Genomic DNA, 19,227 nt, shown 5'->3' with positions numbered 1-19,227 from the left:
CCTGCGGTCGATGGAACATTGGAGAGCAGACGATGAAACTTGAAAGCGAAACCATCATACCGGCACCGCGTCAGATCGTGTGGGACGCCTTGAACGACGAAACCCTGTTGATCGAATGTATTCCCGGTTGCGAAGCGCTGGAGCGGTTGGCAGACAACCAGCTGGCCGCATCGGTGACGGCCAAGGTGGGGCCGGTGAAGGCAAAATTTAAAGGCGAGGTGATGCTGGAGAATGTGTCGCCGCCCCATGCCTATACCTTGGTTGGACAAGGCAAGGGGGCTGCCGGATTTGCCCGCGGGCGGGCGGATGTGGCCCTGCATGATGTGGAAGGGGATAAAACCCGGCTGGCATGGTCCGTAGAAGCCAATGTGGGGGGCAAGCTGGCGCAGATGGGAGCGCGGCTGATTGACAGCACTGCGAAAAAATATGCCGAAGACTTTTTTACCTGTTTTTCGGACCTGATTGTGGAACGGATGGCGAAAGAGACCCCTTCAGGCCCCACGGCTCCGACGACAGAGCAGCCCATCCCTGCGGCAGAACCCATTGAGGACGCCCAGACAGAACCAAGTGCAGCGCCTGCACCAACCCCGCCGACCCATGATGTTCCGATTGGTGAAGATCGGCCCGGACTTAAGCCTGTTCTATGGGTTTTTGCCCTGATCGCACTGGTTTTGGGCCTGCTTTATTTTCTGGCCCGATAAGAAGATGGGGCATAACGAAACATCCGGCGCGCTCGATCCGCTTGAAACGGCTTTGGCATGGGCCGAGGCGGGGCATGGTGTGGCCTTGGCAACGGTGATATCCACATGGGGCTCTGCGCCGCGTCCTGTGGGAAGCCAGCTTGTGATCCGCACCGACGAGCGTTTTGAAGGCTCTGTTTCCGGCGGTTGCGTGGAAGGCGCGGTGATTGTGGAAGCGCTGGATGTGATCGCATCGGGGGGCACACAGGAAATGTCTTTCGGTGTGGCCGATGCCAAAGCATGGGAGGTGGGGCTTGCCTGCGGTGGGCGTATTTCCGTTTATCTGGAGCCGGTGAGCGGGTCTCAGGCTCCTCCTGCTGCTTTGGATATGCTTCGGGATTTGGTCGATGCCCGCAGTGCCCGAAAAGCGGTGGCGCGCATTACCGATCTCGACGGGGGCGATACAGCCCTGTTTCAGACACAGGAACAAGATGTGGCGGGCCAGATATCCCGCCGGTTCAATGTGGCGTTTCCCGGGCATGCCTTAGCGGATGCTTTGCGTCTGGATCGGTCGGGTCTGGTCGAAATCGATGGGCGGCGCTTGTTTATGCATGTGTTCAATCCGCCCTTGCGCTTGTTTGTGATTGGCGCGGTGCATATCGCCCAAGCGCTGGTGCCAATGGCGCAGGGCCTGGGCTATGATGTGGCGGTGATCGATCCGCGCGGAGCCTTTGCCACCAGCGCCCGCTTTGGATCAGTGCGCCTGATAGAAGACTGGCCCGATACGGCATTGGTGGCCGAGCACCTCGATGAACGATCCGCCGTGGTTACGCTGACCCACGATCCGAAACTGGATGATGCGGCGCTCAAGGAAGCGCTCGGCTCCAAAGCCTTTTACATCGGATCACTAGGAAGCCGAAAGACCCATAAAGCACGGCTTGACAGACTTTTTTCCCTCGGTTTTTCACAACATACACTTTTACGAATATATGGGCCCGTTGGGTTTGCAATCGGAGCGAGAAGTCCGGCGGAAATCGCCTTGTCAATCATGGCGCAGATCACCCAAGTTTTGCGGCAAGGCGCGATAAAACCCGATTCTGCAGCCTGAAACCGCCTTTGAGGGAGTGATGTCTGCTTTAGCACATCCTGAGTCGCACAGATCCCGGCCAGATGGCCAAAATATTGCCTGCGTGATTTTGGCAGCGGGTTTATCGCGGCGTATGGGCGGGGGAAGCAAAATGCTGGCTTCTTTACAGGGCGTGCCCATGATCGTGCATAGCGTGCGAGCCGCGCAAAAGGCCCAGATCGGTCCGGTCCTTGTGGTGGTGGGGCATCAGGCGGCGGCCGTGCGCCAATGCCTTGCGGGAGAAATGGTCCGGATTGTCGAAAATCCAGATTATGAATGTGGGCTGTCTGCATCGGTGAAGGCCGGCGTGCAGGCGGTGCCGGAACATTGCGCGGCGGCGCTTTTCATGCTGGGGGATATGCCAAGGGTAGCGCCGGAAACTCTGCGCTCTCTTGCCCAAAGCTATTGGGCCGCAGAAAAGCCGCCGGCAGTGGTGCCATATTATCATGGCAAGCGGGGCAATCCGGTTTTATGGGACCGTTCGCAGTTCTCTGCTTTGGCGGCTCTTCAAGGCGATCAGGGGGCACGGGGGCTTTTGAAAGCGTTTGGATCAAAAATCCGGGCGCTGGATGTGGAGGATCAAGGGATTTTGCAAGACGCCGATGATCCCGCAAGCCTTGCCCGGCTTCACGCGGCTTTCGAGCGCGATTGATCCGCCTGTGCCTCTTTGGCGCGGTTGTTTTGGCCTTCGCGGGTTTCTTGCCAGATACGTTTCAGGGCATCGAACATGCTGGCGCGGCTGGCCTCCAGATAAAGGCTGTTATCGGGCAGTTCCTGCACCAGTTTGCGGTGGGCCTTTCCCAAAGCATGATAGGGCAGCGACGGGAACAGATGGTGGGTGGCATGAAAGCGCAAGCCCACCGGCGCCCATAAAGGGGTCCAGAACCGGTTGCCCGGCACATTCACGGAATCGAGAAATTCTTCCGCCGTGGTCATGGGGGCATCGCCGGGATTGCGATAAGCATGGGCGCACAAGGTGCGCAAGGAATTGAACAGGAAAATCAGCACGGTGACCAGATACCAGATGGCCAGCACCTTCAAGGGCAGGACACCGGTGACAAACAGCGCCAAAAACCCGAAGGCATAAAGACAGGTGGCGGCTTCTTGCCAGCGCCAGCTTTTATCGTCGCGCTTGGCGGGGGGCGGGCGGCGATAATTCATGTCGATGGTAAGGGATGAGGCCCGTTCCCATGCCCAACGGCGCACCGGCGGCACCACATAGCTGATGGGGGTAAGCAGCAAAAACCGCCCCACAAACAACAAGGGCAGGAAAAACGACAACAGAACATAGCCCACAAGCCCCAATGGCGAGCCTGTGGCAAAAGGTACATATTCCCCATCTTCATGGGTGCCATATATTTTGCGCAAATGGTGGTCGGTGTGCACACCGGCATAGGTAAAGGACGGCACCAGCATGGGAAAACCGCAAATCAGATTCCAGGCCAGCCGGAACAGTTTGAAGGTGCCGCGTTTTAAATGCGACAATTCATGGATGAAGATCACGGCCCGATAAAGGGCGAAGGTAGCGACAAACAGCGCGGCCAGTTGCACAGCCCCGAAATTCGGGCTGATCACGGCCAACACAAAGGCCCCCCAGCCAAGGGCGGCACTGATAAGAAAATCAGGCCAATAGATCCACGGATTGGGGCGCGCCAGACTTTTTACAATGGCACGGGCTTCTTTCAGCGGAAAATTTTCGGCGTTGGGGCGCGCCATATCTGTCATCCATCTTTGTCTCAGGTGGCACGAAACTGTCAGTGCACATTTGGCAGTGGCACCCTTTTAAAGGGAAATCAAGGGACCGCAAGGCCGCAATGGATCATCCATGCTGCCAGATATGGGGAGATATCCCCAAATTACAAAAGAAAGGCCTGTGTGGCACCGGATTTCATGGACATGGCCTTTTCATCGTCGCTTGGGAAAAGTCCGAGAAAGTGAGGGCAAATCAGGACAATCCCCCATCATCGGGGTCGGCAGGAAAATCGACTGCATCAATGATCGGGGCATCGCCATCGCCAAACAGTGCCTCCAGTTCTTCTTCCGTGTCTGCGGCCAGAATCTTGCGGGCAATATCATAGGAAAAGCCCGCTCTGGCAAAAGCGGCAATCTCTTTATTTTGCCGGGCGTGCATGGCGCGTCGATCCGGCGTTTCGGGGGCGCGGTCTTTCATATCGCGCTTCCACGGACCGAGGCGGCGTTTGCGGGCAAAGCGCATGGCGGCCAGATGATCGGGATCTGTCATGGGGCCGATATCGTCTGCCAAGGCATTGAGGGCGGCATCAATATCCGCTTCGCTGACAGCCCGCGCTTTTAACCAATGCTGGATGCTCCGTTTGGGTTTTCCGCGCAAATGCTGGCTTCTGGCCATGGCTTCGGCATAGGCGCGATCGTCCAATAATTGCAGGCGGAGCAATTTTTCGATCAGCGTGTCGATCCATTGTTCCTGCTCGGCGGATGGGGGGGCAAAGGACGCATTGCGCCGACGAATTTTTTGTTCCAAAACACGGCGGAGATTTCCCGCGCTTGTGGCAAAGCGTTCCAGATAATGATAGGCAGCCCGCTCCAGCCTGTCGGGTGTCATGGGCTTGGCTGCCGATTTTTCATAAGGGCGCTTGGTCATAGGCTGAAAATGCCGCTCAAGCGCAGCGTTTCGCAAGCCCTTAATCATGAGGAAGACTTTGAAACCCATTGCAGCGCCATCTTTGGTCGATTTTCTGGGCCTTGCCGTTTTGGCCCTGACATGGGGCTCGTCCTTCTTTTTTGTGGAAATCGCCCTGGAAAGCTTTGGTCCTTTGGCCATCGCGGGCAGCCGCATTGCCATTGCCGCCGTGTTTCTAACCATCGTCGCCCGCCTGAAAGGCCACCGATTGCCCGATAATGCGCGGGACTGGAAGCTGCTGTTTCTTGCCGGGGCCATCGGGACGGCGATCCCGTTTTCGCTGATTGCTTGGGGGCAATCTTATATCAGCAGTTCGGAAGCGGCGATTCTGATGTCCTTCACACCTTTGGCGACGCTTTTCTTCGCCCATTGGATGACCGATGATGAAAAAATAACCGGCGGTAAAATTGCCGGCCTTGTGGTTGGGCTTCTTGGTGTTTTGGTTCTTGTGGGCGGCGGCGCTGCGGGCGATTCTTCATCCGGTGTCATGAGCATTGCGGGAAAGCTGGCCGTCTTGATGGCAGCCATGGGTTATGGGGCCTCGGCTTTGTTGCTGCGCCGGGCCAGCCGCATGCCCACTTTTGTCGGGGCGGCAGGGGTGTTATTGGCCAGTGCTCCCTGATTGTGCCGGTGGCGCTGATTTTTGACAATCCGCTCAGCACATCTGCCAGTTTCCGCAGCATATTGGCGGTGATCTGGTTGGGCGTTTGGCCCTCGGCCATTGCCGTTTTGGTGCTGGTGGCGGTGATTGCCCGGGTGGGCGCTACATTTGTGGCCCTGAACAATTATCTCGTGCCGGTGGTGGGCAGTTTATTGGGGGTGTTCATTTTGGGGGAATCCTTTGGCCTGTCGCGGGTGTTTGGCTTGCTCCTGATTTTGGTCGGTGTGCTGATTACGCAATATGTGCAGCGCCGCCAGATCCATATGATGGCGGAAAAAAGCAGCGCCGCGGATGCCACCCAAAAGGGCTGAGTGTTTATGCGCGGTCTGTTGCCTCAAGAGCCGAGGCTTTCAAGGACGTGCATGAAACGCTCCAGTTCCTCTTCGGTATTGTAATAATGGGGGGAAACCCGCACCGCGCTGTCTATGCCGCGGGCTTCCAGATCCAGTCTTGTGTGCACCACCGACGCCACCTGCACCGCAATGCCCTTCTTTTCCATTTCCGCCTTGATTGTCGCAGGGGACAGCGTGGCGTGGCGGAATGTGACAATGGCCGAATGACGGGTGCCGGGATCGGTGATCCGGATCGGAGGATGCTGCTCCAGCAAGGTCCGCAATCGGGCCGCCAAGGCATTGGAGCGCTGGAATAAGGCATCAATGTCAAAAGACAACAGATAGTCCAGAGCCGCGCCAAAGCCCAGTTGGGCTGCCAAATTGCGCTCCCATGCTTCCATCACTTTTGCATCGCCCCTCAATTCATAGCTGGTCGCCGATGTCCATGTGGCGGCTTGATTGGTTAGCATCACCGGACGCAACTGGGCCTGAAAGCTGTCGCGGATATACAAAAATCCAACGCCGCGCGGGCCGCGCAGGAATTTCCGGGCTGTGCCTGTCAGCATATGGCAGCCGATATCTTCCACATCCACCGGCAGTTGCCCCATGCTTTGGCAGGCATCCAGCAAAAAGGGCACGGCGTGTTTGCGGGCGATTTCACCCACGGCCTTGACAGGATTGATTTGCCCCGATGAGGACGGGACATGGCTGATGGCAATCACTTTCGCGCGATCATCAAGTGCGTCGTTCAAGGCCGCAAGATCCAGATTGCCCTGTGCATCGGGGCCGATAACCACAATCCGGGCGCCGGTTTTTTCGGCGCGATCCAGCATGGCCACATAATTCGAGCAATATTCGTTAAACCCGGTAATGATCCGGTCCCCCTTTTGTAAAGGGAGGCTGTAAAAGGCGCGATTCCATGCCTCTGTGGCGCTTTGCAGAAAGGCGATTTCGCTTTGATTTGCGCCAATCAAGCGAGCCAAAGCGCCGTAACTTCGTTCCAATTGATCTGCCATGCGTTCATGGGCCACATAGCCGCCCACGGCAGCTTCCAATGCTACAGTGCGCTGGATTGTGTCCACCACAGGGGCGGGCATCAAAGAGGCCCCGGCATTATCAAGATGCACACGATGTCCGGTTGCGGGGGTATCGGCACGCAAGCGTTCAAGGACGGAAAGGGGAAGGGCGGCGGGGGCTTTGGTCATGGTTTGGTCATATTTCCCTTTTAAGCGGCGACCTCGGATCGGTCTTCCAAGACAAAATGCTTGCGAATTATCTTCCATCTCCTGTAATTGACCCCAAGGGGCATGTGAAGGGGCCGATGCGGTCGGGGCGTGCTTGTTGCATAACTTTCGTTGAAAGAGTGGGATGTACCTGAATATCTTTCCAGTTCATTCTGGCTTCAGGGAAAAAGCGGCTTTGCCGTCCTTACTCTTTCCTGTCTTTTATTCGATATAGCTTGAGGCGTTTCATTGAGTTTGACGGCTGTGAAAAACACCTTTGACACGACAGAGCCAACGCCGACGCAAGACCATTTGCCGCGGCGCTTTGGGGATTTCCCAACTCTGATCGATGCATTGGAATATGCCGCCCAAGGTGAACGCGGTGTGAATTTCTATTCCGCCCGCGGTGTCCTTGATGTGTCGGCATCTTATGCGACCCTGCGCAGCCGTGCAGAGCGCGTCGGGCGAAAACTGGCGGGGATGGGGTTCGAGCGCGGGGACCGAGTGGCCCTGATCGCCGGAACACATCTGGATTTCGTGGTTTTCTTTCTTGGGTGCCAATATGCTTCCGTTTTGCCGGTGCCCTTGCCATTGCCAACATCCTTTGGTGGGCGTGACGGCTATGTGAGCCAGCTCCGCCTGCAGGTGGAAAGCTGCCGTGCGACTGCGATGATCGGTCCTGATAGCATGGTGGAATTTGGCGAAGAAGCGGGCGAAGGCCTGGGGCTGAAATTCGCTGGAACTTTTGCAGAATTCGAAGCGCTGGACTGCCCGGACGGGACGCTTGTGCGCCCTGAAACGGATAGCCTTGCCTATTTGCAATATTCGTCAGGCTCGACACGGTTTCCCCATGGTATTGCCATCACCCATAAGGCTTTAATGGCCAATTGTGGTGGGCAAGGGCGCGATGGTGTGCAGCTTGTTGATACGGACCGCTGTATTTCCTGGCTGCCTTTTTATCATGATATGGGCCTTGTGGGCACATTGCTGACGCCCATTGCCAATCAGGTGTCGGTGGATTTTCTGGCCACCGAAGATTTTGCCCGTCGGCCCATGCAATGGCTCAGCCTGATGTCGCGCAATCGTGGCACCATCACCTATAGCCCCACTTTCGGTTACGATATTTGCGCCCGACGCGTGAGCGCCAGCTTGCTGAAAGAACTGGATCTGTCCGCATGGCGCGTGGCCGGCATTGGCGGCGATATGATCCGCCCCGATGTGATCAATAATTTTGCCGAAACTTTTGCCGAAGCCGGCTTTAAGCCGACCACTTTCGTTCCCAGCTACGGCCTTGCGGAATGTACCTTGCCGTGAGTTTTGCGCCCATTGGCCGGGGCATGGAAGTGGATCTGGTGGATGAGCGTATTTTATCCGGCGAAATGATGGGCCGGGTAGAACAGGCTGTGCCGCAAAGCGCTGATCTGGCCGATGGCGATGTGATGCTGAAAACCGCATCCGATGAAGGGGTGCGGCTGCGCGAGGTGGTGAATTGCGGTGTTCCCTTGCCGGAATATGAGCTTGAGATCCGCGATGAGGATGGGGCCAGCGTTGCAGACCGCGAAATCGGCCGGATTTTCGTGCGCGGCGCCAGCGTGATGAGTGAATATTTCAACGATCCGGAAACCACGGCGGCTGTGTTGTCCTCTGATGGTTGGCTGGATACCGGCGATATGGGCTATCTGAGCGCGGGATCGCTGTTCGTGATCGGCCGCGCCAAAGATATGATCATCATCAATGGTCGCAATCACTGGCCGCAGGATATCGAATGGGCTGCCGAACAGGTGGACGGCGTGCGCAGTGGCGATATTGCCGCCTTGTCCTTGCCCAGCCGCGATCATGGCGAAGTACCAACGGTGCTTGTTCAGTGCCGTGTCCGCGATATGGCCGAGCGGCAGGCATTTGCCGATGCGATCAAGCGCCAGATCATGCGGTCACCGGGGTTCAATGCCGGATCGAATTGGTGTTGCCACGGTCTTTGCCGCGCACATCGTCGGGGAAACTCAGCCGGTCAAAGGCACGCCAGCAATTTTTATCGGGCAAGATTACAGCGCTGGATTATTGAAAACGGCCCGTGCCGTTTAGGCTTTGACCTATGAAAACAATTGCGATCACAGGCGGAACGGGCTTTGTTGGACGCCATGTGATCGCTGCCGTGCGCGATGCGGGACATTCCGTTCGCGCCCTTGCGCGCCGCCCACAAGAAAATGAAAAGGGCCTTGTTTGGGTGCCGGGTGCGCTGGAAGACCAGAAGGCGCTGGACCGTCTTGTTTCGGGGGCGGATGCGGTCATTCATTTGGCGGGCCTGATTAAAGCCCTGACACCGCACCAGTTTTTCGCCGCCAATCGCGATGGCACCGGGCGTCTTTTGGCAGCCATTCAAAACCATGCGCCGTATGCCCGTTTTGTGTATGTCTCGTCTTTGGCGGCGCGTGAACCGCAGCTTTCTCCCTATGCCGCCAGCAAATTTGCCGCTGAACAAGTGGTTGCCGAAGCCGCCCGTGTTCAGTTGCACGATTGGGCGATCGTGCGCCCACCGGGGATCTATGGGCCCGGCGACCAGGAAATCCTGAAATTGATCAAGGCGGCAAAGCGCGGCTTTTTGCCAGCCCCCGGGGCGGTAAAAAATAAGGTGTCTTTGCTTTTCGGGCCGGATCTTGCCACATTGTTGCGCGATCTTGCGCTGATGGACGGATCGGTTCATGGCCTGTGCCATGGGACTGTTTTGGAAGTGGATGATGGCTGTCGGGGGGGATATTCCTATCTCGATTTGGCGCGTATCTTGTCGCGCGGGCTTGAGCGGCCTGTGCGGCCTGTGCCTGTGCCTTTGCCGCTTTTATCTGCGGTGGGCCATATGGGATCTGCCGTGGCAAAGATTACGGGCCGCCCGGCTATGCTGACAGCGGCCAAAGCGCGGGAGCTTTCTCACCCCGATTGGGTGGTGGGGCCGAGCGTTGATGGTTTCGAGGCGTTTTGGTCGCCCCGAACTGGTTTTGAAAAGGGTCTGGTCGAGACTTTGGACTGGGCAGAAAAGACGGGGCAGTTTTAAAAACGGATTGTTATGGCTATCCGGAAAAAATCTGTGAAAAATGCAAAGGCATTTAACGCTGTTGTTTCGACTTTGAGCCCGCTATATCCGGTCTTTCGCTTGAAAGCGGATCGAAAACATTTGTGAAGGAAGTGCTGTCATGAGCGATATGGGGTTGAGCAAGGACGTGATCTACGATCGTATTTGCCAGTTGATCGAGCCGTTCAATAAAAAATCTGTGCCCTTAACCCCACAGACCACCTTTGCCAATGATCTGGATTTCGATTCCTTGACCGTGATGGACCTTGTGGCCGCCATCGAAGATGAATTCGATATTGTGTTGCCGTTGAATATGTTGCCGGATCTGGAAACGATCCAGCAAGTAACGGATGCCGTTGAAAAAATCATAAAGGGATAATGCATCATGGATTTGCTGGATAAATTCGATCCATTGATCGCCGAACGTGATCGCATGGGCTATCGCGATCCGGACCCTTTGAATATCGTGATGGATGAAGTGTTGTCGGCCACCGAAGCCATGATCAATGGCCGCAAGATCATCTTGGCGGGCACCAATAATTATATGGGGATGACCTTTGATCCCGATGCCATTTCTGCGGCGAAAGAAGCGTTGGACAAATTCGGGACCGGCACCACTGGCAGCCGCATTCTGAACGGCACCTATCAGGGCCATAAAGCGCTGGAGCGGGAGCTGGAAGATTTTTACGGCATGGATCATGCCATGGTGTTTTCCACCGGTTATCAGCCAATTTGGGCATGATTTCAACGCTGGCGGGGCGCGGTGATTATGTAATCATCGATGCGGACAGCCATGCGTCCATTTATGATGCCTGCGCCATGGGCAATGCGGATATATTGCGCTTTCGCCACAACAGCGTGGAAGACTTGGAAAAACGTCTCAAACGCTTGCCTGAGAATGCGGCAAAGCTGGTGGTTCTGGAAGGCGTCTATTCCATGTTGGGCGATCGCGCCCCCTTGGCTGAATTGATCGCCGTTTCCAAGGCTGCCGGTGCGCAAGTGCTGGTGGATGAAGCCCATTCCATGGGATTTTGTGGTGAGACAGGACGCGGTGTTGCGCAAGAACTGGGTGTTGAAGATCAAGTGGATTTCATTGTCGGCACCTTTTCTAAAAGTGTTGGAACCGTGGGCGGCTTTTGCTTGTCCAACCATCCGAAATTTGACGTTTTGCGCTTTGCGTGTCGCCCTTATATGTTCACCGCCTCTTTGCCGCCATCGGTGGTGGCTTCGGCCATCAGTTCGATCCGGTCGCTCAAGAACGCCCACAATAAGCGGGCGCATTTATGGGCCAATGTGGAACGGCTGCATAGCGGCCTGAAGGATTTGGGCTTCAAGCTGGGGACGAAAAGCGTTGAAAGCCCTATCGTTGCCGTGTGCTTTGACAGCCAGGAAGAGCTGTTCGGCATGTGCCAATTGTTGCTGGCGGAAGGTGTGTATGTGAATGTGGCGCGCCCACCGGCAACGCCCATGGGCATTTATCTGCTCCGCTGCAGCCTTGGTGCGGGTCATAGTGTCGAGCAGGTGGATCAGATTCTGGCCGCCTTCAAAGCGGCGCAGGAAAAATTTAGCGCTAGCGAAACGCTCCGCGACGCCGCAGGCGATAAAAATGCAGCAGACCGGCAATCACCGGATGCCGCCGTTGCCACGGGCTGATTTCAATTTCGACGCCAGAATGTCGCTGGATTTTCCAAGCCAGATAATCAATGCCACCATCAAAGGTGGTGCTGGCCTTTATCAGCCGTAAGAAACTGATGACCTTGCCATTCAGCCGCCGCACCCGCCACTGGCGCTGGGCGCGGTGGCGGTCTTTCCGGCAGGGCAGCGCTTTAAGGCCGGGCAGGCCATCGCCTTCATTGTCGAACAGATGGGCCACCCCCAAGGCTTCGATGGCCGGACCAAAGAAGCGGTCATATCTTGCCTGATCCATCTGATAGATTTCAGCTCCCTTGCCCGGCGGTTCCGAACGCAATTCGGCCCCATAGGTCAGCCCGAAAGCACGGGTCCAAATCTGTGCCGCGCTCTCTTTTGGCGCACATAGGGGCAGGGCCGCATCGATCATCGTCTGCACCGCCTGCGACACGGCTGCCACCACAGTTTTGATGGCCGTTTCGTCTTGGGCAATCAGCAGCGCCATGGGCTGCGAGAACCGCGCCCACAGAGAGACATTGCGGCAATCATGTTGGACGCGGCGATGCATATCGTCCAGACTGATGACATTATATTTTGTGCGCAGTGTGCGGCCATCATGCTCGAATTCGTCATAAAACACATTGGGGGGCAACAGCTGGTTGGCCAAGGCCAGCCCCCGGCTTTCATATGCACCTTATAAGACGGCACGATCAGGTAGAAATCGAGGATCTTGTCGTCCAATTCTCCGGTGCGCAGGCACGAGCCGTAAAACAAGACCCCCAGAACAGCGCCTTTATGGCGTGCGGCGGCATGTTCGGCGGCTTTTACCACCGCATCCGGTTGGGCTTTCAATAATTCGGCGGCGACAAGTGCTTCAAGCGCCTTTGGGTCATGAGATTTGGACATGGCCGGATATGCGCTTATAAGCGCACGAAATTCAATGCTTTGTTTCCCTGAAGGATAATCGGGCGTCCGTCATTGGGATAATAAATCTCGCCATCAAGGGTGACAGGATCGGGGCCGTGGATGGTGATGTCATCTACACGGGCTGTGTGTAATCCTTTGACAGTGCCTTTATCGAAGCGGCCTGTCAGCAAGGCAAACAGCGCGCGGCACATCACACCGGGGCGCGATTGGATCAGCGAAATCTGCAGGGGTCCATCGCCTTTGCGCCCAAAAGGCCGTAGCCGCATCAGCAGCCGCGAAAGCGTTGTTGCCAGAATAACATTGAATTCGCCCTCATGGCTTTGATCGTCGCCCAGGGTGATTTTTGTATGGGACGACCGCATGGGGGAGGGTTTCGCGCTGAAAGCCGTTTCCAATACCAGCTTAACAATGGCCACGGCATGCCCCAAACGGTGGGTAAATTCCCCGTATGGATATGGTTGCGGCTCCACAAAATACCATTGACGATAGCCGCGCCCCCGAAAAACATCCCATAGCGCGTGGGGTGGCCATCGGACATTTCCAGCCCGATCAAATGGCGTCGGGTGAGATGGCGGGCAAGCTTTCCTGTGCGAACCAATCGTATCAAGCGGCTCAACACTTTGTCGGGTTTGCCTTTGGCGCGCAGGTCATCGGCAATCATATTGGTTTTGCCGCCGGGGAGAATGGCAAGTGGTGGAACGACCGTAAAAGGTTTGTCGTTAATGATCCGGGATAGTGTGGCTTGAATGGTCCCGTCGCCGCCATTGATAATCAAAAGCGCCACGCCGGCATCGGCCATCATGGCTAAGCCTTCCGCGATATCGTCGATATTTTCAAATTCGAAATGAAACACATGCGGATTGGCGGAAACAAGCGCCCGAACCTGAGACAGATGCACGCGGTTTGTGGTGCTGGCACAATTGGACAACACCCCGATCAGGGCTTGAGAGGAACTGTTTTGTGCAGCTTTCAAAGGCGCGTGCAGCATTAATTTTTCTTCACTTCCCTGATGTTGATATCAGTGCCGGTCGGCTGAATGCTTGACACAGGAGCGGCGGATTCGTGCACCGCTTGCGCCCCAGCACCGGGATTCATCTGTGGATCTTGAGGAGACAAACGACCGAAGAGCATATAGCCAAGGAAGACGTCAAGTGTTTTGCCACCCAAAAGAGCGGTAAAGACGGTATCGGCATGATCTGGCGCAGAGACACTCACGCGCGGATTGTTGGAAAAACCGAATCCTTCCGTATAGAAATCGGCCCGCCCATTGGCATTGCGATCATGCATCACCACCAGCGAGTATTTTCCTTCATGGGGGAGAGGCACACATAAGTGGGTAATGCCTTTCTGGCTGGGCGCTTCAACCCGGATTATCTGCTTTCCCTTTTTTAAAAAATCGGCAGGATCATCGCTATAGATCTGGGCGCGCATATTGCCTTCATTGGAGCGTACGCCATGCACCACCACCTCGACCCAGCTTTTTGCGGGTGTCTCGGAGCAGGTGCCCCTTGCCGACGCCCCTTGCGTCCAAAAGCCAAGCAAGGCACATAAGGCACTCATATATGAAATCAAAGTCCGCATTCTGTTCGCTTTGCTTTCAGTCGTCTGATATAGCCATTTCCCTGAGCGTGAACAAAGGTTTCGACCAGTATTCAATGATGCGTCAGAGATAAAAATATCGTGTCAGAAATATGACTCACTCTGTCTTGCCAAAAGAAATGGGGACGATTCCAGAGATTTCTTATCCAAAACACGTGATCTTGACGATATTTCACGTTCTTCTGATGGCGAAACTTGGGCAATTTGTTGAAAGAGAATGTTTGGTGAGTGAATGGCACCGCTTTTAAGCCGCATTGATATTTACATTCTTCGCAAGGCCGCCGTTCCGCTGCTGTCCACGGTGGTGATTACGGCTGCGTTGCTTTTGCTTGAACGCATGCTGCGGCTGTTCGATTTCGTGGTGAATGAAAATGGCCCCATCGATATTGTGTGGCAAATGTTGGCGCATCTGGTGCCGCATTATATGGGGATGGCGATCCCTGTCGGTTTGTTTTTAGGGGCGTTATTGGCGTTTCGCGGCCTGTCTTTGTCCAGCGAACTGGATGGCATGATGGCCAGCGGTGCCGGGCTGACGCGTTTGATTCGTCCGATTATGATTTTGGCGTTTTTTCTGAGCATCGTCGAATTTGGCCTGTTAGGCTATTTGCAACCCTATAGCCGATATGAATATCGCCAACTGGATTTCGAGCTGCGCTCCGGTGCGCTTGGCGCCAGCATCGATGTCGGGGATTTTGTGACGCTTTCTGATGGCTTGCTGCTGCGGGTGGGCAGCACGCGCGATGGCGGGCGGGAATTGCTGGATATTTTTTTAAAGCGCAATGTGGGGACGGCGGAGGAAATTTCCGCCACCGCAAAGCGCGGCGCTTTTTATGCCACTGATAATGACCAGACCGTGTTGCTGCGGCTTTTTGACGGGCGCTTGATTGATTTCGATACGGATAAAATCAAGCCGCGGGTTTTGTCGTTTGAAGCGCAGGATATCGTGATCAATTTGCCAGCGGTTGAAGAATTCCGGCGCCGGGGCGGGGAAGAACTGGAAACCACCCTTACAGAGCTGCATCAGGCGCTGAATGGCGGAGAAAGCGATCCGGTGATGCTGGCGCGTTTTCGGTCGAGCTATCACTGGCGGATCGTTAATATTTTAACGCTGCTGGTAATTCCCTTTGTGGCGGTGCCCTTGGGATTGGCCAATAAGCGCACGGGGGCTGCCGGTGGGCTTGTGGCCGGTCTGGCTGGTCTGATCGTGTTCAATGAACTGCTGGAGGCCGGTGAACGCAAAGTCGCCTTTGATGGAACGTCTCCTTTGATGGCCTTGTGGGTTTTGTTATTTTTATATGCGGCCATCGGGGCGGTGTTGTTCGCCACATCCGTGTTGCGGCCCGGACGCGGTGTTGCCGGGGCCATTGACCGCGTTGTGGATTTTGTTGTGATGCCTTTGCGGGTGTTGGTGAGAATGCTGAAGGGGGATGGCACATGAGCGTTTTTCGGCCCCTCCGGCGGTATTTTCTGCCATCGCGCACCATGGGCTATTATATTGCCCGGGTGTTTTTGCTGAGGTTTTTCAGCCTTGCAATCGGGGTGGCGGTGATTTTGCAGATGCTTGATCTGCTCACCCAATCGGATGCAATTCTGGCCGCTCAGGGCAATGGAAACGAAGCCCTGTGGCGTTATATTTTTCTGCGTTTTCCCGATCTTTTGAGCCGCTTCATTCCCTTTAGCGCCTTGCTTGCGGTATTGCTCACCCTTGCCACCCTGGCCCAGCATAGCGAAATCGTGGTGATGAAGGCATCGGGCATGTCGGCGCATCGCATCTTGCTGCCATTGGTTTTAACCTGTGGCGCCATCGCCCTTTTCCATTTCTTTCTGGATCAGAAGCTGGTGGCACCGGCAACGGCGGAACTGGACTATTGGAAACGCTTTGATTATGCCGCAGACCTGCCGCCACCACCGGATGTTCTGGATGATCTATGGCTGACCGAAGGCAATTCTTTGGTTCAGGTGAAAGCCGTTAGCCGATCGCGGAATCTGGTGATTCTGGACAAGGTGACCGTTTATGAACGGGACGAGCAAGGCATGCTGTCGGGCATTTTGCGGGCGGGCTTTGCGTGGCATTCCGATGGGGTCTGGACACTTTATGCCGTGCGTAGATTTGATGTGGCAACCCATGCCATCACGACGGCAGAAAGCATGCTTTGGGCTTTAACGGCCCCGCCGGAACGGTTTTTTTCGTTAAGCGTGGTGCCGGAGCAAAGTTCGTTTGGAGCGCTGAGCGATTCCATCGCGCAGCTTGAAAAAGAAGGTCAGAAAGTCACCGCTTTGAAAGCGGCGCTGTTGCACAAGATCGCCGGGCCTGCGGCAACGCTTTTGATGCCGATTTTAGGGGCCATTGCCGGATTTGGCGCACAAAGACGCGGGAAGATCTTTGCCCGCATCGCGATGGGAATGGGCTTGGGCTTTGCTTTTTTCGTGGCCGACAATTTCATGCTGGCCATGGGCAAATTTGGTGCGGCGCCGCCTTTTTTGTCGGCCTTTGGGGCGATGATCTTTTTTGCTGCTGTCGGCCTTGCGGTCATTTTCAGGATTGAGGAATAGGAATGAAGGGAGAGCAGGGCGGCCTTGCGGCGCATCAATCGGCGCGCAAGGAAATGACGCGTGGCGCCAGCCTTGCGCTTTTGGCCCGTTTGGGCGCGCTGGTGGAAGCCGCGGGGTTCCCTATCTTTTTGTGGCTTTATGGCTCTGTCACCTTTGGCTTGTTTGCCACGCTTTATGCCTTTGTGCGCATCGCCAGCGGGGTCACGCAAATGGGCATGGATGTGGCGCTGCAACGGTTTGTCCCGTCCTATGATAATGAAGTGGATGTGCTGCGGGCGCTGCTTGTGGCTTTGGTGACAACATTAGGCGCGGGAATTTTAGGGGCGCTGGCACTGATTGTTTTTGCGCCGGATATTGCCCGCTTGATCAATGGTGAAGGGCAAGACATTACCCATGTGGTGGGGATTATCCGCGTTTATGCGTGGACCTTGCCTTTATGGACCGGCGTCGAGGTTTTGACCGCCTGTGTCAGGGCGCGGCGGAAATTTGGGCCGGAAATCCGCATCCGGTTTTTCTATGAACAGGTTTTGCGTATTCTGTTTGCCGTGATTCTGGCGGTGGCGGGAATGACAGCTTACGGCCTGTTTCTTGCTCATATCGTTTCCATGGCCATTGCCGCCATTTTATCGATGGCATTGGTATCGCGCTATTTCGATCTCAAGAAACTGCCCACGATCGGCTTTGATCCAAAACTGGCCGGAACAATGCTGCATTATGCGCTGCCGATGATGCCGGCAACGCTTATCCAGCGCTTTTTTTCGGAATTGCCGGTGGTTTTGCTCAATGTGATCATTCCCGGTGCGGCCGGGGCCACAGCGGCGGGGCTGTATTCTATCGCCCGCAAACTTTCCAGCGTGATGCAGGTGATCCATAACAGCTTCGATTATGTGATTGCGCCTTTGACCGCCTTTCAAAAAGGTCGGGGCGGGCGCGATGCCATTGCCGATATGTATGCGTATTCCACGCGGCTGATGATAGCCTTTGGTCTTGTGCTGGCCGGTGGCATGATCGGGGCGCGCCATGCTTTGCTCGATCTTTTGGGGCCCGAAGCCAAGCCTGCGGCGGTGGCGCTGGTGATTTTGGTTCTGGGGCGGCTTTCTACCTTCTTTTTCGGGCAGGCTCCGGCCATGGTCCGGATTTTGGCATCCACCTATTGGACCTTGGCCAATGGTATTCTCGGCTTATTGGCCATGGGAGCGTTGCTATATTTCCTTGTGGATGATTATGGCCCTGCGGGGGCGGCCATTGCGGCTTCCGCCGGATTGATTATCAGCCGCGGCTTGCCCTTGTTCGAGGTGGCGGTGCTTTCACGGCTTTGGCCTTATAGCGTGAAATGTGGCGGCCTTTGATTGCGGCCCTTTGCGCCAGTGTCTTGCTTTTTGGCGTCAGTTTGTTGCTCAAGGAATCCCCTGCTTTTCTTCAACTTCTTGTGCTGATTGCGTCAATGGGCTTGTCTGTTCTGGGATTGCTCCGATATGGCATGTCAGCCGCGGATGCGACCGCCCTTGGCGGGCTGGCGCGGTTCGCCCGGAAAGGGCTTGGCCATAAATGACAAAAAGGCCAGTCCCTTATAAGGGAATGAGATATGAAAATGCGGTAGGGGATAAGGGATATGATTGATCATATGGAAATCGAGGTGCGTGAGGTTCAGACCAAAAAGGATCTCAAGCGTTTCGTCAGGGTTTCCGATCACATCTTTTCCGGCGACCCCCATTGGGTTCGCCCCTTGATGGCCGAACGTCTGGCTTTGCTGGACAGGGAGAAAAATCCCTATTTCCGCCATGCCCATGCCGCTTATTGGATTGCTTGTCACAAAGGCCGGCCAGTGGGGCGGATCAGCGCCCAGATCGACCGCTTTGTTTATGAGACGACCGGCAGACAGCTTGGGCATTTTGGCCTGTTTGAAACCATTGATGATGCCAATGTGGCGCAGGCTTTGCTGAATCGCGCTGAAGAATGGTTGCGCGAGAATGGCTGCACCCATGTCCAGGGGCCGTATAATTTGTCCAGCAATGGGGAATGTGGCTTGTTGGTGGATGGCTTCCATACGCCGCCGGCATTGATGATGGGCCATGCACGCCCATATTTTCAGGACCATCTGGAAGCCAAAGGCTATGAAAAGGCCAAGGATCTGCTGGCTTATGAACTGGACCTGAAAAAGCCGTTGCCGCCGCGTCTGGAGCGCTTTGTGAATATGGTCGACCGCAATGACGATTATCATCTGCGGGAAATCGATATGTCGCGCTATGATGAAGAACTGCGCACCATCATTGATATCTTCAATGATGCCTGGTCGGAAAACTGGGGCTTTGTGCCACTCACCACGGAAGAAGCGGCTTATTTGGCGAAGGAAATCAAACCCATTGTATCGCCGCATCGGGTCCGTATCTGCGAGGTGAAGGGGAAACCCATGGGGATGTTTGTCACCTTGCCCGATATCAATGCCAGTATCCGGTCCATTAATGGAAATCTGCTTCCCTTTGGCTGGCTGCGTTTGATCCGGCAGTTGTTTTTGTCTTATCCTAAGCGGATGCGCACCCCATTGATGGGGGTTCGTAAAGAGTTTCAAAAAAGCCGCTATTCCGCCGCAATGTCGATGATGATGATCGAACATACACGGCGCGAAGTGGTGCGCCGTGGAGCCGATTGGAGCGAGCTTTCGTGGATTTTGGAAGATAATTTCGGGATGCGCAAAATTCTCGAGGAAATTGGCTGTAATGTCTACAAGACGTACCGGATTTATGAAAAGGCGCTTGCCTGATCTTATGGCCTGA

General features: G+C 55.4%; 20 protein-coding genes and 2 pseudogenes. 15 read left to right on the top strand and 7 right to left on the bottom strand.

Features of this window, described 5'->3' with window-relative positions:
* The first annotated feature begins 32 nt into the window (after positions 1 to 32).
* The 3 genes from JCM17844_RS09575 to JCM17844_RS09565 are packed head-to-tail and all read left to right on the top strand — an operon-like array spanning position 33 to position 2,458.
* Positions 33 to 701 (top strand): SRPBCC family protein, encoded by a 669-nt coding sequence (locus JCM17844_RS09575; protein ID WP_150000748.1) that lies wholly within the window; start codon positions 33 to 35, stop codon positions 699 to 701.
* 4 nt (positions 702 to 705) lie between these two features.
* Entirely contained in the window at positions 706 to 1,788 is a 1,083-nt protein-coding gene (locus JCM17844_RS09570) for an XdhC family protein (RefSeq protein ID WP_150000747.1), read from the top strand.
* A gap of 19 nt (positions 1,789 to 1,807) precedes the next feature.
* Positions 1,808 to 2,458 (top strand): nucleotidyltransferase family protein, encoded by a 651-nt coding sequence (locus JCM17844_RS09565; RefSeq protein ID WP_150000746.1) that lies wholly within the window; start codon positions 1,808 to 1,810, stop codon positions 2,456 to 2,458.
* Here JCM17844_RS09565 and JCM17844_RS09560 read toward each other — a convergent pair.
* Positions 2,434 to 3,522 (bottom strand): fatty acid desaturase family protein, encoded by a 1,089-nt coding sequence (locus tag JCM17844_RS09560; protein ID WP_210431734.1) that lies wholly within the window; start codon positions 3,520 to 3,522, stop codon positions 2,434 to 2,436. The two genes, JCM17844_RS09565 and JCM17844_RS09560, sit on opposite strands and share 25 nt — an antisense overlap.
* A 229-nt stretch (positions 3,523 to 3,751) precedes the next feature.
* Positions 3,752 to 4,426, bottom strand: a complete 675-nt coding sequence (locus JCM17844_RS09555; protein ID WP_210431733.1) for a regulatory protein RecX — start codon at positions 4,424 to 4,426, stop codon at positions 3,752 to 3,754.
* Between the two features lie 58 nt (positions 4,427 to 4,484).
* Between JCM17844_RS09555 and JCM17844_RS09550 the strand changes: the two genes are divergently transcribed.
* Positions 4,485 to 5,087, top strand: a complete 603-nt coding sequence (locus JCM17844_RS09550) for a DMT family transporter (protein ID WP_210431732.1) — start codon at positions 4,485 to 4,487, stop codon at positions 5,085 to 5,087.
* Positions 5,088 to 5,095: 8 nt separating this feature from the next.
* On the top strand, positions 5,096 to 5,437 hold the full coding sequence (locus tag JCM17844_RS09545; protein WP_210431731.1) for an EamA family transporter: 342 nt from the start codon (positions 5,096 to 5,098) through the stop codon (positions 5,435 to 5,437).
* A 23-nt stretch (positions 5,438 to 5,460) separates the two neighbouring features.
* On the opposite strand, the gene JCM17844_RS09540 is transcribed toward JCM17844_RS09545, so the two are convergent.
* Positions 5,461 to 6,663, bottom strand: coding sequence for an aminotransferase class V-fold PLP-dependent enzyme (locus JCM17844_RS09540; protein ID WP_210431730.1), 1,203 nt, complete (start codon positions 6,661 to 6,663; stop codon positions 5,461 to 5,463).
* A gap of 282 nt (positions 6,664 to 6,945) precedes the next feature.
* On the opposite strand from JCM17844_RS09540, the pseudogene JCM17844_RS17290 reads away from it, so the two are divergent.
* The 4 genes and pseudogenes from JCM17844_RS17290 to spt form a co-directional block, all read left to right on the top strand.
* Positions 6,946 to 8,743 (top strand): annotated as a pseudogene (locus JCM17844_RS17290) (fatty acyl-AMP ligase).
* Between the two features lie 30 nt (positions 8,744 to 8,773).
* Positions 8,774 to 9,727 (top strand): NAD-dependent epimerase/dehydratase family protein, encoded by a 954-nt coding sequence (locus JCM17844_RS09530; RefSeq protein WP_150000740.1) that lies wholly within the window; start codon positions 8,774 to 8,776, stop codon positions 9,725 to 9,727.
* 148 nt (positions 9,728 to 9,875) lie between these two features.
* A complete protein-coding gene (locus JCM17844_RS09525; protein ID WP_371863781.1) occupies positions 9,876 to 10,124 on the top strand; it encodes an acyl carrier protein in 249 nt (82 codons plus the stop codon).
* Positions 10,125 to 10,130: 6 nt separating this feature from the next.
* A pseudogene (gene spt, locus JCM17844_RS17285) lies at positions 10,131 to 11,299 on the top strand (serine palmitoyltransferase); the annotation flags it as partial.
* Between the two features lie 16 nt (positions 11,300 to 11,315).
* On the opposite strand, the gene JCM17844_RS09515 reads toward spt, so the two are convergent.
* Positions 11,316 to 12,041, bottom strand: coding sequence for a hypothetical protein (locus JCM17844_RS09515; protein WP_150000738.1), 726 nt, complete (start codon positions 12,039 to 12,041; stop codon positions 11,316 to 11,318).
* A gap of 20 nt (positions 12,042 to 12,061) precedes the next feature.
* Between JCM17844_RS09515 and JCM17844_RS14990 the strand changes: the two genes are divergently transcribed.
* Positions 12,062 to 12,229 (top strand): hypothetical protein, encoded by a 168-nt coding sequence (locus JCM17844_RS14990; protein ID WP_210431725.1) that lies wholly within the window; start codon positions 12,062 to 12,064, stop codon positions 12,227 to 12,229.
* 65 nt (positions 12,230 to 12,294) lie between these two features.
* Here the strand turns inward: JCM17844_RS14990 and JCM17844_RS09510 are convergent, their stop codons facing one another.
* From JCM17844_RS09510 to JCM17844_RS09500, 3 genes are read right to left on the bottom strand one after another with little or no spacing between them, the layout of a single operon-like run.
* Positions 12,295 to 12,567, bottom strand: coding sequence for a hypothetical protein (locus JCM17844_RS09510; protein WP_150000737.1), 273 nt, complete (start codon positions 12,565 to 12,567; stop codon positions 12,295 to 12,297).
* The gene (locus tag JCM17844_RS09505) at positions 12,567 to 13,289 is read right to left on the bottom strand and encodes a diacylglycerol kinase family protein (protein WP_150000736.1); all 723 of its coding nucleotides are present in this window, start codon (positions 13,287 to 13,289) and stop codon (positions 12,567 to 12,569) included. The genes JCM17844_RS09510 and JCM17844_RS09505 overlap by 1 nt, the downstream gene beginning before the upstream one ends.
* On the bottom strand, positions 13,289 to 13,882 hold the full coding sequence (locus JCM17844_RS09500) for a DUF2141 domain-containing protein (RefSeq protein ID WP_150000735.1): 594 nt from the start codon (positions 13,880 to 13,882) through the stop codon (positions 13,289 to 13,291). The genes JCM17844_RS09505 and JCM17844_RS09500 overlap by 1 nt, the downstream gene beginning before the upstream one ends.
* Before the next feature lie 250 nt (positions 13,883 to 14,132).
* On the opposite strand from JCM17844_RS09500, the gene JCM17844_RS09495 reads away from it, so the two are divergent.
* From JCM17844_RS09495 to JCM17844_RS09475, 5 genes are read left to right on the top strand one after another with little or no spacing between them, the layout of a single operon-like run.
* Complete coding sequence (locus JCM17844_RS09495; protein WP_150000734.1) at positions 14,133 to 15,338, top strand: LptF/LptG family permease; 1,206 nt, start codon at positions 14,133 to 14,135, stop codon at positions 15,336 to 15,338.
* A complete protein-coding gene (lptG, locus tag JCM17844_RS09490; protein ID WP_150000733.1) occupies positions 15,335 to 16,453 on the top strand; it encodes an LPS export ABC transporter permease LptG in 1,119 nt (372 codons plus the stop codon). Before JCM17844_RS09495 ends, lptG begins: the two co-directional genes overlap by 4 nt.
* A gap of 2 nt (positions 16,454 to 16,455) precedes the next feature.
* Complete coding sequence (locus tag JCM17844_RS09485) at positions 16,456 to 17,802, top strand: lipopolysaccharide biosynthesis protein (protein ID WP_150000732.1); 1,347 nt, start codon at positions 16,456 to 16,458, stop codon at positions 17,800 to 17,802.
* Positions 17,799 to 18,005 carry a hypothetical protein gene (locus tag JCM17844_RS09480; protein WP_150000731.1) on the top strand — a complete coding sequence of 69 codons (207 nt, stop codon included), beginning with the start codon at positions 17,799 to 17,801 and terminating at the stop codon, positions 18,003 to 18,005. The genes JCM17844_RS09485 and JCM17844_RS09480 overlap by 4 nt, the downstream gene beginning before the upstream one ends.
* Before the next feature lie 60 nt (positions 18,006 to 18,065).
* Positions 18,066 to 19,214: a GNAT family N-acetyltransferase gene (locus tag JCM17844_RS09475; RefSeq protein WP_150000730.1), complete on the top strand. Its 1,149-nt coding sequence runs from the start codon at positions 18,066 to 18,068 to the stop codon at positions 19,212 to 19,214.
* Positions 19,215 to 19,227: the final 13 nt, after the last annotated feature.

This window comes from Iodidimonas gelatinilytica (assembly GCF_008579125.1).
GTDB lineage: Bacteria > Pseudomonadota > Alphaproteobacteria > Sphingomonadales > Rhodothalassiaceae > Iodidimonas > Iodidimonas muriae.
Note: the sequence above shows the minus strand (reverse complement) of the source record. Positions and strands in the feature narration are given on the sequence as shown.